This is a genomic window from Algoriphagus mannitolivorans DSM 15301, assembly GCF_000429425.1.
Taxonomy (GTDB): Bacteria; Bacteroidota; Bacteroidia; order Cytophagales; family Cyclobacteriaceae; genus Algoriphagus; species Algoriphagus mannitolivorans.
This window is the reverse complement of sequence record NZ_AUBV01000010.1, coordinates 38,237-53,497: the sequence shown is the minus strand read 5'-3', so window position 1 is coordinate 53,497 and position 15,261 is coordinate 38,237. Positions and strand designations below refer to the sequence as shown.

Annotated in this window: 4 protein-coding genes and 1 tRNA gene; 3 read left to right on the top strand and 2 right to left on the bottom strand. The window is 42.4% G+C overall.

All coding sequences use genetic code 11. The features are described 5' to 3' along the window. The first annotated feature begins 536 nt into the window (after positions 1-536). The 3 genes from G458_RS0112695 to G458_RS0112670 all read left to right on the top strand — a co-directional run bounded on the left by G458_RS0112695 (position 537) and on the right by G458_RS0112670 (position 14,149). Positions 537-1,706: a hypothetical protein gene (locus tag G458_RS0112695; RefSeq protein WP_026952231.1), complete on the top strand. Its 1,170-nt coding sequence runs from the start codon at positions 537-539 to the stop codon at positions 1,704-1,706. A 4-nt stretch (positions 1,707-1,710) separates the two neighbouring features. Next, positions 1,711-4,158, top strand: coding sequence for an OmpA family protein (locus tag G458_RS21460; protein WP_026952230.1), 2,448 nt, complete (start codon positions 1,711-1,713; stop codon positions 4,156-4,158). Between the two features lie 631 nt (positions 4,159-4,789). After that, entirely contained in the window at positions 4,790-14,149 is a 9,360-nt protein-coding gene (locus tag G458_RS0112670; RefSeq protein ID WP_026952229.1) for a T9SS type A sorting domain-containing protein, read from the top strand. 311 nt (positions 14,150-14,460) lie between these two features. Here G458_RS0112670 and G458_RS0112665 read toward each other — a convergent pair. Both G458_RS0112665 and G458_RS0112660 read right to left on the bottom strand, forming a co-directional pair. Next, positions 14,461-14,535, bottom strand: a tRNA-Pro gene (locus tag G458_RS0112665). A 94-nt stretch (positions 14,536-14,629) separates the two neighbouring features. Next, on the bottom strand, positions 14,630-14,875 hold the full coding sequence (locus tag G458_RS0112660) for a hypothetical protein (RefSeq protein WP_026952228.1): 246 nt from the start codon (positions 14,873-14,875) through the stop codon (positions 14,630-14,632). Positions 14,876-15,261 lie beyond the last annotated feature (386 nt).

Genomic DNA, 15,261 nt, shown 5'->3' with positions numbered 1-15,261 from the left:
GAAAAAAATCTGATGTTTTTTTTTCAAAAAGAGTCGAAATTCTTTGCTACCTCACTAGTGGTTGGAAAATGGAAATTCGAACTTTTACCTATCGAAGTCAATTCGATCCTTATAGCCTATAGGATTGGATTATTAGGAACAGAACGGTCTAACTTAGTTAAGAATAAATGGGATGAATAATCATCATACAACTTCAGAATTAGTATTTTAAAAATTGGTATTCCCGCTTTTTTTTCGTAATTTCAAACACACCCTAAATGAACTCTTTTAAATCAATAATATTTATCGATCTATAACAACACCTTCAAAAAGGTTAAATTAAAAAATAGATTTTTAATTAAATCACTTTCAAAAAGCCTCTATTATTCAACCATATACAATATATTATTTAATTATTTTTCAAGTGTTCAGTATAAGTTTTTTACAGAATATTGGAAATAAATTAACCCTAAAAAAATTACAGTTTATTATAGAATAACCTATTCAAACCATCACCGATTTATTTCATATAAAACAACAATCACCACCTTCGAAATATGAAAAAAACTTTACTTATCTGCTTATTATTCTGCGTCATTCTCTCCACTTCCAGAGCTCAGGAAGCCATGACTACAGTAAACCTTGACTTGATTCAAAATCGAATCAATGGTGGAATGCCACTTCCTTCAGAAGAGAAATTTTACATTCAGGGAGCTATACCAAGTGAAATCAAACTCGTCAAAGTGGAACTCTTCCCTTCCAAAAAATCGGACAAAAGCAAAAAAACATACTTTTGGAAACCTCCATTCGGATATCAGGAGCTCTCTTTTCATATTTTGGTGGAGGATCCTCTCCGATCCAATGAAGATTATCAAATAGAATTCAGCTTTTATCAAACAGCCGGACAGGCTGAAGTAGAAGAGCTTAGAAAGCTGGTCAAAACCAATTTATTGACCTACCTGAATACCATTACTTCAGTTAAAAAAGGAGGAATTGTATTTGAAGATTCCAATGATCAAATCATCAACAATGCTAATGAAATAGTAAAATCAGGAATATATTATTTTGAGCTGCCTACAGGAGCTTCTTTTCCAGGCTTTTCGGATTTGACAAGAAAAAAATTAGAGCAGCGTAAAAAGCTAAAATTGGGAAATGCCCGATTCAATATTTTTGGCTTGGGAAAAAATGATGAGGCACGTGCGGCTTATGCCAGCAAATATTTAGAAGAGCTGGAAACTATCATGCTTTCAGAAGTGGACCAGTACCTCAGCTTTAATCTTTTGGCAAAGGTAGATGAAAAGAAATTCATGAATTACCCCACTGACAAAAAGGCTAACTCTATTCCATTAAATATTGGCTACGGAGCCATTTCACTTTCCAAGGATTTACAAAATCAGGAATTTGTCTATAGTCCTTATGTGGGCTTTTCCTTCCCATTGGGAAACAGGACTTTTGCCAAATTTATGAGTAACATGTCCATCAGCAGTGGGATATTTTTATCCAGGGATATGGAAAACTCCCTTGGTGAGCGGATCAGCGGAGTAGCCTTTGACCGGCCTGTATTTGTTGGTTTGGGGTATAACTTTTTCAGATTTCTCAGACTGAATGCAGGCGGTACTTTTCTTACCACTGAAAAATTGAACGGCAGCAAGATCCGTGAATTCCAACCATTTGTTGGCTTAAGCGCAGAATTTAGAATTTGGGTGGGATTTGGAAACAAAAGGTAAGGAAATGAAAAAGCTACTTATTCTTCTCGCCTTTTTGGGCACCCTTTCCCCCGCTGTTTCCCAACAATATGGGTACAAATGGAGATTTGGACTGAGCGCCGGAACTACCAATTATTACGGGGACATTAGACCCATCGGAATCAGGAATTTCAAAGACTTCACCAAGCTCTACGACAGCTATGAGCACTACACCGATCGTCTGTCTTACCAAGCCTCTATGGAATATGCCTTAGGAAATTCAGTAGGCTTAATGTTGACCGCGGGAAGCTATCAATTTGGATCAGGAGATCGATTGGTGAAAAATGACGGCTCCTTATACTTGGATGGTGAAAACTTTGATCGGGCTCTCAATTTCCAAACCAACCTTTTCGATGCAGGACTATCCTTTGTATTTAAGCCCGATAACAATTGGCTACTATCCGGAAAGTCCTTTTTGGCGCCCTATATCACGTTAGGTGCAGGCTTTCAATCCTTTGAGGTATTTGGAGACCTTTTGAATGCAAATGGATCCCGCTACGATTACACCAATTCATCTTTGATTCCTGACGGAACTTTTGAAACCAAACTCCGTGGGCTTGAAACAGAGCTTCCGGGTGGATATTCTAAAACTTCCTTTTATGCCAATTTGGGACTTGGTTTTAGAATCAGACTGAGCAAGGGTATAGAAATCTTTGCCCAGTCAGATTTCAAAAGAGCTGCTACAGATTATTTGGATGATGTCTCCGGCCCATACCGTACTACCTACGAAAACGATTTTCAACGGTATGCTGCACGTCCGGGAACCAATACATCTTCTGCGGACCAACCCTACCGAGGTAATCCGGATGGTCGGTCGGATTGGTACATTTATCATGGAATGGGTATCAAGTTCAGCTTTGGAGCAAATAAGAAAAGCTTTACTCCTCCTGTCATCCAAAGACAATTCACCTACGTGCCCCAAGCCTTGATCAAAAAACAAATGGAGCCAGTGGACTCTGTGGAAAAGGTAGCTCCCAAAACCCTACCAGAAAGCACTGTCAATTATTTTACTGTAATCCAATTGCCAGGGTGGCAAAAAATGAATGCAGGAGGAACCATCCGAATAGACTCCTCAGGTTTGGCTGCACATGAATTTTTCAAAGATTCTATTTCTTCTCAAAGAGAAGAAATTCGCATGGAACTTTTGGAAACTACTGAGGAAATGGATCAGCTGGAAAATCGGATGGAGATGATAGCGAAAGACTCCACACTCTCGGATTCTGTCAAGCAAAGTAGAGTGCTTGAACTCGAAAACGAGCGCTCTTATTCCATGGGAAAAATCACAAGCTTAAATTTCCTAGACTCTGAATTGAAGGCCAAACAGGATTCTCTTGGCACAGTTTCCAAAGATCGTTTTAAAACTCCTGTGGACACTGCTGGAATGGTAAATCAACTCCTGATTTATCCCGGTCAAGTCAGTAAAATCCTTTATTTAAGCTCTGGAGAGGCGCAAATCCTTTTACAAGATGACAAAGCTTCCCTTAGCACTATGGACTCTGTTTTGAATGTCAAAACGGAAGTAAGAAAGACGGATTTCCCTACTAAAACTCAAGATCAGGAGACAGTCCTGAAATCCAAAAAATCTACCAGCCCAACTCCTTCCGAAGACATGATGAGTAGAGCGGATTTTGAGGCAAAAATGGATCAGTTTAAATCAGAAATGCTCCAAGCTCAAGCCGTAAGAGATTCTGCCATGATGAGAGTATTTGCCTCCAAATTATCCAGTCAGCAAGTCACCGACTCCCAAAATTTGAGACGTGAAGCCTTGACTGCCAAAACCGAAGGCGAGGAGCTGAAGGAGCAAAGAAAATTAGAACTTGAAAGGCAGAAGCAAGAAATCTTTGAGGAAAGAAATAAGCGACTTGAGCAGCAAAGATTAGCGGCAGGTGCGGCAACCACAACTGCGACCATCACCCCAAGTTCAAAGGATCGGAGCTTAGAAGAGGAGCTGGCCAAAAGAGATTCGATCTGGATTGACCAAATCCAAGCAGACTCTATTCTGATTGATAGCCTCCAGCGATTGGTCGCAACACCGAAAGTGGAGGTAAAAACAGACACTGTTTATATTGAGAAAAAAGTCGATTCCCTCACCTATTCCCTTTTAAGTGAGATTGAAGTTTATTTTGGAATAAATCAAACCAGCCTTACCGATGCCGAAAAGGAAAAACTGATTCAGGTAAAAAATATGCTGAATTCCTTCCCTGAATTGAAAGTCGATTTGAGAGGATTCGCGGACAACACTGGCAGCATTGCCTACAACCTCCGGATTTCTGAGAAGAGGGTAAATGCTGTTCGGGACTATTTGACCTCTCTTGGAATCAATCCCACCAGAATCAACTCCAATGTCGGAGGATTAATTATCAGGGGAAAAAGCAAGGGCTCAGTTGACACGGATCGAAAAGTGGAGGTAAGATTCAAGGAAAAAGTGGAGTAAGCTTTTAAAAATTGGCTTTCTATTTCCATCCGAATTTTCTCTAAAAGACCATTCCGAATTGAAGAATTGAAATAATCCACCAAGAAAACAAATGGGGCTGCCTATCAATTAGGCAGCCCTTTTTGCGTGGTTGTAGGAATTGTCTGGGGCGAAGGGATTTATACCATCCTTTTAGGTTCAAATGCCAATAATCTAAATCCATTTAGAAAAAAATTCATCAAAATGAGTCCCCAAATAACCAGCAATAGCTATTATCAACTGATTTAAACAAAAGCCAAAAAAGCTTGTTGATTTCAATGAAAATAATCCCAATTATTTCGAGTTTTTTGAGGTATTTAAAAAATAAAAAAGGCTTAAAAAAAATGTTTTTGGTCTTGCTTTTAAGCCTATTTGTGGATTGAGAAATTTTAATTTCCTTCGTGTAAAATTTCCCCTAATTAAGTCATTCTATTTGAGAAAAAAGTCCTTGAATATGGAGGGAACACCCACCAGCCAAAATCACACTCCATTAGAATTACCCCCTATAAGTTAAATTGAAACGACCTGTTAACGATTGACATCCAATAACTTAGGCTTGGACCTGAATCCCAGCCAAATTAAAGTTCGGATTTTTTGGAAAATCATGCGCTGCATGATTCTATGCTTACTATTGCTTTCTTCATTTTCCGGGTATTCACAAGCTACCTATCGATGGATTGGTCCCAACAATGGTATTTGGGGAACCTCAACAAACTGGAGCCCGACTAGATCCTCCATACTTACAACCGACATTCTTGTATTTGATACTGGGACGAGCCTGACAATATTAGATGTTCCTTCCCAAACCATCGGTAAGATCCAAATCACCAATAATTCCACAATCACCCTAAAGCCACAAACTACAGGAAACAGAATAATAACAGTTTCGGCTGATGCTTCAGATGCCATTTTGGTAAATAGTGGCTCAAAACTCATCATATTAGGCAGGGATGGAACACTGCCAAGAACATTAACTCTTAGATCCTCCAGTACGGTTGCCTCGAATGCTACCATAAATGGGATTGTTGAGGTGGGAATTGACAATGGTAATGTTGCAGCCTCTGGAACTTTTCAAAGAAGAGCACCAGCAATTTTCAATTTTAATGCAGGGAGCCATTATATCCATAATAGAAATGCAGGAACAGTTCCAACTTCAGTCTGGAGCCAAAATTCTATCATGGAAATAACTGGCGTGACCAATACCATGCCGACCGGTTTGGGGCAAACTTTTGGAACTGTAATTTTAAATAATTCAGAAAACACAGTAAATGGAAATTTCGGTCCCGTAAGGATTACCGGGGATCTAACTGTCCAAAATGGAGGTTTGGGTGAATTTAGGCAAACGTCAAGTTACATAATCGATGGAAACTTCAACCTTATAAACGGCAACTATACAGTTGTGAATTCAACCACCTCCAGAACTTTGACAGTTGCAGGAAACTTTACCCAATCTGGTGGCACTTTGAATATGACCATTAGCTCGGGAATCGGTACTTTGAATGTGGCAGGAAATTTCACACAGACAGCTGGAATTATTACAGAGACTAGTACCGGATCAGGGACCATCAATTTAAATGGAGGAGGACCTCAGCAAATATTCACTTCTGGCGGTACTGTGTCTAATACCATTAACTGGGGTATTTCAGCGAATTCATTTGTACAAACAAATTCTCCGAGCACCACATTTGGAGGTGGCGGATCCTTTACCATAAATGCGGGAGCTATTCTAGGGATTCGGGCTTCAGATGGGCTGGCCACCACCGGAGCCACGGGACATGTTCGCTCCACGGGCACCCGGACCTTCAATCCTACTGCGACCTATATTTTTAACGGTAGTGGAGATCAGTCTTCCAGTCCAAATTTCCCCGCCACAGCTTCAACTATTCGGATTGAAAACACAGGAGTTGGAGGAAACAACACGGTCACCTTCAACAGAAATGTAACCCTTAGCGGTGATTTATTGGTATCTCAAGGAAACCTAGACCTTGACACTTTTACCCTTTCAAGAGGGAGTACCGGGGGTACCTTTAGTTTAGGAGGAGGTCTTCGACTAACTGTAGGCGGGGCAAATAACTTTCCTGCAAACTATGGGACCTATTCCATTCCCTGTACGAGTATTGTTGAATATGACGGAGCTTTAGACCAAACCATAGCTGGGCAAAACTATGGAGAATTAATCCTGAATGGCTCAGGTACCAAAACATTTCAATCGGGAATATCCTCTATTTGCGGGAATTTCTCAATTCTGGGTTCAGCAATTGCCCAAGGAGTGAATGGATTCTCAATTGGTGGAAATGTATCCATTGGTTCTGGTACCACTTTTATTCCCGGCGCCTTCACTTATCAAGTGGGAGGAAACTGGACAAATTCTGGTACCTTTTCGGCAGCTGGCTCTACAATTGATTTCAACGGAATCACGGCTGCTTCAATCGGAGCATCCAATTTTGAAAACATTACTTTTTCTGGAACCGGGACAAAAACAGCTATAGGGTCACTAAGCATTGCCGGAAACGTATCAATCACAGGGAACTTTACTGCCGGTGCATTTATGCACACTGTTGGAGGAAATTGGTCCAAGCCCGGAACCTTTATTGCCACAGGGTCTACGATTAATTTCAATGGAGCCAATTCAGGAAATATCGGCGCCAGTAATTTTAACAACCTGACTTTTAGCGGAACCGGCGTAAAAACTGCAACGGGAAGCCTTAACTGTACGGGCAACATTTCTATTACTAATAATTTTTCTGCGGGAAGCTTTTCCCATTCCTTAACTGGTAACTGGACTTCATCCAGCACGAGCTTTACACCTGGAACAAGCAACATTCTTTTTAATGGGGTTGCTACGCAAACCATAGCTGCATCCGGAAATTCGTTTTATAACTTAACCCTGGATAATTCGGCAGGATTGACAGCTTCAGGCCCGCTTACATTAAGCAACCAATTAGTTTTGGACGCGGGCTCTTTTGCTGCAGGGACTAATTTAACCATGGGGGCTGGATCGAGGATTACCCGAAGAGGAACTGGCACCTCCACAGGAATGAACGGCACCATTCAGGGTAGTAACGCGTATGACGTAATTTTCGAAGGTGGTTCCAAATCTACATCCTCAGAAATCTCTGGAGCTGGACTTAGGGATGTAACACTGGCCATGAACGCCAGTTCGGTTTTGACTGCAGCAAGTAATTTGAGTCTATCTAGACTTTTGACCATTCCTTCAGGAAATACATTAGTGATGGGAACTTTTCCATTGTCTAGGGCTGGAATGACCACCTCGGGAACGGGTACCTTGATCACAAACAATACCAGCATTAATCCTATCCCCGGCGGAGTTAATTGGAGTTTTCTTGTTCGCTATGGAAACCCTACTGGATCTCAGAAAGTAGTGTTCGGAACCTATGCCAATTTGGACTTAGCTGGAACTTCTGGCACGGTTACTTTTGCACAAACCAGTGAAGGTTTGATCTCAATCTCTTCCGGAGCCCTTACACTTACCGGCACTCAAACCTACACCTTGACAGGTTCTACGGTTGTTTTTAACGCTTCTACTGCCCAGAATATCCCTGGAATCACATTTAATAACATCACCCTTGGAGGTGCCGGGGACAAAACTCTTTCCAATGGAACTATAATCAATGGTACTTTTTCAATTGGAGGAGCTGCAGTGGCTAAGTTGGGTAATACCAACCGGACAGTCGGAACTTTACTACTCAATAATGTAATTCAATCGACAGGTTCTTATGGCAGTACGGCCTCTGCTGCTACCAATCAGTTGAGCCAGTTTTTCGGAACAACTGGTACAGGAGTTATCGATGTGACCTCCATTTGTATTGATGGAGAATGGTTGGGTACTACCTCCTCGAATTGGTTTGATCCTACCAACTGGTGCGGAGGGATTCCAGGTATTAATACCGATGTTCTGATCCCGGCAACAGCACCCAATCAGCCAATCATCGGTGCCAATGGCGCCAATGCCAAAAACATCAACATAGAAGCTGGGGCAAGTCTCACCATTTCCGGCACCTTCACCTTGAATGTTTCCGGAAACTGGACCAATTTGGGGACTTTCGTTCCCGGTACCTCCAATGTAGTCTTTTCGGGAAGCGAGGACGGATTGATTGGAGCTAGTAATTTTTATCAGGTGACCTTTTCTGGAACAGGAATTAAATCCGCATCCGGAAACCTAACTGTAGGCAACAATTTCACCATTTCCAACGGAGCCACTTTTGAAGGGGGAACTTACACTCATACCCTGGGAGCTAATTTCTCCAATTCAGGAACCTTCGAAGCTGAATCTTCCACATTTAAATTCAATGCCGGCACATCCAATATTTCAGGATCAAGCTCAAGTCAATTCTATATTTTGGAAGTGAATGGGGGCGCAAACTTAACCCTCTCCTCTCCTACCCAATTTAGCAATTCATTAAATCTTATTTGGGGTACCCTAAATGCAGGCACGCAACTAAGCCCGCTGAGTGAAACTATTATCTCAAGAGGCGGAACAGTGGCTTCCCCAACCTCTTTTACCGGAACATTGCAAGGAGGTAATAGCTATGATTTGGTGTATTCAGGGCAAAGTAAAACAACGGGTGCTGAAACAACCGGAGCAGGTCTAAGAAACCTTACCCTGGGCTTGAATTCCTCTCAAACTCTGACTGCCTCATCCTCTATTGCACCTAGCGGAGTTTTAACCATCCCAAGTGAAAACACGCTAGCAATGAGCACTTTTGCTTTAAGCAATGCTTCCATGACCACCTCGGGAACAGGTCTTTTAACCACCCAAAACACGTCAGCAAACCCGCTCCCAAGCGGAAAAACCTGGTCATTTCCGGTCACTTATTCTGCGGTTTCTGGAGGACAAAAAATCGTCTATGGAGTCTATAATGGACTGTCGGTCTCCAATACCTCGGGAACAAATACCCTTGCGCCCGTGTCTGATGGAGGAGAGATAGAAATAGCTTCAGGAAATTTTACTGCCTCAGGCAGCTATATCTCCACTAATTCCACCGTAAGATTTAATGGTACAGGCAACCAAACTGTACCTGCCATCACCTTCAACAATCTTATTTTAGAAGGTAGCGGAAACAAATCTTTCTCAGGAACAACCACGGTCTCCAATATCCTTACCATTGGAGGGAGCGCAATTTTAAGACTAGGAAGTGTCAATTCTACAGCAAATTTTCTTGTTCTTGGAATTGCCGGACAACCTTCAGGAACCTTCGGAAGTACAGCTTCATCAGCCTCTTTCAGACTTTCTTCATCTTTTGGAACAGTTGATTTGGGAGTATTAACCGTCTTGGGAAGTAACTGTACACCCGGAATTTGGCTTGGATATGCGGATACCAATTGGAATAATGCTGCCAATTGGTGTAGTGGAATCCCTACATCGACAACTGATGTGGTTATTTTGGGTACGGCTCCCAATCAGCCCATTATTGGAAGTACAGGCGGTATCACTAGAAATTTAACCATTCAGACCGGGGCAAGCTTGGCATTTTCCGGAGCATTCAACTTGGATATGCATGGTAACTGGGTCAATAACGGGACCTTTATTCCTAACCTTGGAAGAATCACTGTAAAGGGAAGCGGAAACCAATCCTTTGGCGGAACGTCCAGCACAACGGTCTACCGTTTAAATCTGGAAAAACTTTCGGCTGAGCAGTTCACACTCAATTCAAATCTTACCATAAGCAATACGCTCTCGCTTACATCGGGCACTTTCATCGCTTCTACCCGATTAACTATGGGAGCTAATTCCCAGGTGATCCGGGGAGGTACCACAGGTGCTACCACCACATTTACAGGTGCCATCCAAGGAACCAACCCCTATGATGTGACCTATGAAGGCAATGGTAAAACTACTGGTGCTGAAATTTCCGGAGTCGGATTGAGAAACATCACCCTGAATTTGATCTCTGCCAATGAGCTGACAGCCAGTACAGCAATCACTCACACAGGGTCCTTGAATATTCCGAGTGGTAGGTCATTAAACCTTGCCACTTTCGTCCTAAGCAATGGCTCCTTGTCCACTACTGGAACAGGCTTATTGAAAACAGCAAGTACTGCAAATCCTCCCCTGCCTCGAGGGGTCAATTGGTCCTTTGAGGTAAATTACACCTCCACTTCCGGTGGGCAAAGGGTTGTTTTTGGCACTTACAATACCTTAAAAACACTTAATACTTCAGGGACAACTACATTAGACCCTCTCAGTGCCGGAGGAGAAATTGAAATCGCTTCAGGTAATTTCACTACCTCGGGGTCAATAACTGCCACGGGATCCAAGGTGGTCTTTTCTGACTCTGGAATTCAAACCTTACCAGCAATAACCTACTCGGACCTCGTTCTCCAAGGGTCTGGAGATAAGGTGTTTTCAGGAGTAAGCAGCATAACCGGAACTTTATCCATAACCGGTGCTGCTGTCGCCAAATTACTGAATGTCAACCATACCGCTGCAAATCTATCTCTCGGCTCCATAGGCCAACCTAATGGATCCTTTGGTTCCTCTGCTTCCTCAGCCACCTACAAGGTTACTCAGTATTTTGGCACTACAGGTACCGGGCAACTCACTGTCAGCACTAGCACATGTTCGGCCGGACTATGGCTGGGCTATATCTCCACAGCCTGGAATACTGCCACCAACTGGTGTGGAGGAGTACCTAATTCTACTTCAGCTGTAACTATCAGTAGCGCAGCCCCCAATCAGCCTTTGATCAGCGCAGGAAACGTCAGCATTTTCAGTCTCGATATTGAAAGCGGGGCCACACTTACCATGTCCTCTGGAAGAAATCTAACCTTGGAGGAAAACTGGAATAATGACGGAACATTTATTCCTGGAAATGGTAAAGTTATTTTTGCATCAAACTCGGATGACCAAGCCATAACAGGATCGGGAATCAATAACTTTTTCAATCTTGAAATAAATAAATCTGCCGGCCTGGAATTACTAATGGATGCTCCATCAACCCTAGCTAATAAGCTGACTTTATTGAGCGGAGATTTTTATTCACAAAGCAATTTGACTGTTTTGGCAAACTCTTCCATTGACGTTACAGCAGGTGTTTTTTATGGCTCGATTCAAGGGTCCAACCCTTATGACATTACCTATTTAGGTGCCAGTAAAACCTCTGCTTCGGAAGTTTCTGGCTTAGGGCTAAGAAATATTTCCCTAAGCCTTTCTGCTTCTGCAACTCTTACAGCCGGTACTTCGATCGCCATGAGTGGAACCTTGTCTATTCCTAGTGGATTAACACTAGCCATGGGAGGTAATGCGCTTTCAGGGAATTTGACCCCATCAGGAACAGGTTTATTGACTTCTTCCAATACCAGTGCCTCTCCCCTGCCCGGTGGAAAAAACTGGACCTTTGGAGTGACATATTCTTCAAACACTGGCGGACAAAAAGTAGTCTATGGCACCTATAATGGCTTAGCGGTAAGCAATAATTCAGGTGTAACGAATTTTGCTCCAGAAACAGATGGGGCAATAACAATCGCAACGGGTAATTTGACCCTGACAGGTGCAGGGACAAAAAATGCCTCCACTTCAAGATTCAGATTCACAGCATCAGGAGACCAGACCATTCCTGCTTTGACCTTTAAAAATCTCGAATTAGCCGGAAGTGGGGACAAAACTTTTGGAGGATCTTTGACGGTAGTTGAAGAACTCTCCATCTCGGGGACAGCTGTAGCCAGACTCCTTAATGCTAACCATAACAGCAATACGGTAACCTTAGGAGCGACTGTACAACCTTCGGGAACCTACGGAAGTACCGCCTCTTCTGCGCAATACAAGCTTAATACCTATTTTGGAACTTCTGGGACAGGTATATTGACCGTTGCTACAGGATTATGTACCGCCGGAACCTGGTTTGGGGTTACGAGCACCGATTGGAACACTGCCAGCAATTGGTGCGGAGGTATTCCAGCTCTTACAACCAATGTGGTGATTCCTGCTGCGACACCATTTTCCCCATCCATTGGTTTGGCTGGAGGAAAAGCCCAAAATTTAACCATAAACTCCGGTGCTACTTTGACCATTTCAGGAGCCCATCTTTTGGAGGTTGCTGGAAACTGGACCAATAACGGAACCTTTAACCCGGGAACTACCAGTACAGTAGAATTCAAAAGTAGCGCTGCCTCTACCATCAACGGAGGTTCCTTTGCAAACATCAGCTTCACGGGCTCGGGTACCAAAACCATAAACAATACCCTATCCATATCCGGAAATATCACTCCAGTCTCCGCTCCGGTGGTACTTTCCAATCCATTCTCGATGACTTTAAATTCCGGAATGACCATGGAAATTCTTTCCTCTGGATCTGTGAACACTGCCGGGGCCTCCAGCAAACTTATTCTTCAACCCAATGCGATTTACGTCAACAGAAGCACCTCCAATCCCCGAATCGAGGTAAAACAACTATTTACCGGTGAAAAAGGATGGAGAATGATTGGTTCTCCAATTACAACGACATACGCTACTTTGACCAGCGGATTTGAAACCCAAGGATTTGCGGGATCGACCAATCCTACCCTTCAGCCTAACCTATTGTGGTGGGATGAAACTGATAAAGGAACCAGTCTTCAAGGATGGAGACAGCCTTCCAGCTTAGGGGCTACCGCTCCTGCAGGTAGAGGGCACTATTTTTATATTTTTAATGGAGCTGCCAAACCATCTCCCTCCTTAGGCAACTATACAGATTTATTGCCTATTACAATGGCCACGCTTGGCACAGAGGTCAACCTTGCATCCGGTAATTTTGACTTCGGAATCACCTTTACCCCGAGACCTTCAAATCTTCAAACCCAGACTGAATCAGTTATAGAAGTGAACCAGGCCGATCAAGGATTTAACCTGATTGCAAACCCTACTGCAAGTTATCTAGACTGGGATGCAACCTCGGGTTGGATCAAAACCAATATAGATCAAAGTATCTACGTCTGGGATCCCGCAAGCTCCAGTTTCCTGACTTGGAATGGAACGATAGGGTCACTGGGAAATGGAAGAATTGCTCCTTTTCAAGGGTTTTGGGTAAGAAGTAATGCCTCCAGCCCAAGCCTACAGCTTTCAGGAAATGGAGCTAAAACATTAAATTCAAAATCCTTCTTTGGAAGAGAATTACAGGAGGTATCTCCTCATTTTCACTTGAGATTATCAGGAGAAAGTTTATCTGCTGAAACCTATATCAGCTTCGGAGGAGATGGAAAACCAGGCATGGATCCAAAAGATGCCTACCAGCTTGAATCATTAGCTGAAAATTGGCTTTTGCTTTACACCTACGGATCAACTCAGACCAAAACCCCACTGGTAATCAACCATCAGGCACCCTTAGATGAAAATGAAAAAGTAATCCCATTACACTTGGCCGCTTCCAAAGGTGGAAAGCCTGTTAGAGGAAGTTATTTGATGGATTGGACTTTGCCGGAAAATCTCGATCCAAGCATTACCGTTTTATTGATGGATCACATATCTCAAAGAGCGATCAATATGAGGGACCAAAGTGCGTATTCTTTTACCTTTGAAGCGCCTCAAGTCCCCAATGCAAGGAAGAACGGTACTTTTGATCCTTTAAACCCACCACAGGCTGTGATTTTCGAATCTCCTTATGAGACAGGGATCGTTAGTGCCAATGCTCGAACAGAGTCCAGCAGCCCAAAACGACCATTCACCATTTTCATCAGTGGAAAAATAGAAAGTGATATTGGATACCTGCCTCAAATACCCAAGCTATTTAACCCTGCTCCGAATCCATTTACTGACCAAACCAAAATCAAATTCTATTTGCCCGGCCCTGCCCTAGCAAAAATCCAAATTATTAACCTCCTGGGTCAAGTAGTTGGAGAATTTCCTTTACAAGATTATGCTGCTGGAGTCCATGAATTAGATTGGACGCCAAAGACTATGGAACTTGCTCCAGGGATGTATGTGATTCAGTTTTCTACAGGAACTTTTCAATTAAGCCAAAAGCTTATCAAAAACTAAAAGACCGCCATTAGCTAGGTAAAGCTGAAACCACTTGGGTCAAAGGACCCCTTGCTTTCTGCATTTAATACTTTTGAGCCAGAAATGCTCAAAGATTTCTTTTAATGATTTCGAGGTGATAGAGACCTATATCATAGTTCTATACACAAATCCATAGGCAATCAAGAACTGCATTAATTTTTAGTTCTCCGACTCACGGAATCACTCACAGAAATATGCATTCTTTTGATGTTTTTGAATTCCTCTAAAAACAAAAAACTCTGCAGATCAGCGATTTACAGAGTTTTAATTTTGTTTAAAATCCTATTTTGTCGGGGTGACAGGATTTGAACCTGCGACCACACGCCCCCCAGACGTGTACGCTAACCGGACTGCGCCACACCCCGATGTGGAGTGCGAAATTAAAAGTTTTGAAATTCCTAGCTAGAAAAATCCAATAAATCCTTTTACAAAATCGCAAAGCTTTTCATTCTGAAGTCTTTATTCGGCAGAATGCTCTTTTGTCTTTCGGGAAAAGATGATCGGCGCTGTAATATTTGCACAGCAATGAGTGCAGAGCGTAGATTTGGGATTCCTTATAACGGATGTTCGAAGTGCTTCCATTCCATTGTTGAAAGGCCCCAGATAATCCCGATCCAGAGAGTCTGGGATAAACTCACACTCTTTCTCATGAATTTCAAAAAAGCCCTCCTTGTTTGGGGCTGAGGATAAGTAAAAGAATTTCATATTTGACCAAGATGTACAACACCAAAAATACCTAGTCTAACCATCCGAAAACATACCCTATATTGGGTATTTTTAAGGGTTTTTTGGTCTTTTGAGCAGTTAAATCAGCTTGAATTATTCATTTTTCAAGACCTCTCCAGCTAATCCATTATCCAGCACATTTGTCCACCAAATCTTCGGCTTATAAAAAGCTTAGTTGAATTGATCTTAACCAATCCCTCCTACTCAAATTAGATTAGTCCATTTTTCATATTTCAAAACCACTTTTTTTGTATTTAAAAATTTCTATTTTTTGACTTTTGTCAATTTAAAACCTCAAAATCGAATTAAAAAACTTGTAAATACCTGATTTACAACACTAAGACTCACCACAATTGCTCTTATGA

Coding starts and splice junctions, on each gene's coding strand:
- G458_RS0112695 (WP_026952231.1), top strand. CDS start 537: ATGAAAAAAACTTTACTTATCTGCTTATTATTCTGCGTCATTCTCTCC.
- G458_RS21460 (WP_026952230.1), top strand. CDS start 1,711: ATGAAAAAGCTACTTATTCTTCTCGCCTTTTTGGGCACCCTTTCCCCC.
- G458_RS0112670 (WP_026952229.1), top strand. CDS start 4,790: ATGATTCTATGCTTACTATTGCTTTCTTCATTTTCCGGGTATTCACAA.
- G458_RS0112660 (WP_026952228.1), bottom strand. CDS start 14,875: ATGAAATTCTTTTACTTATCCTCAGCCCCAAACAAGGAGGGCTTTTTT.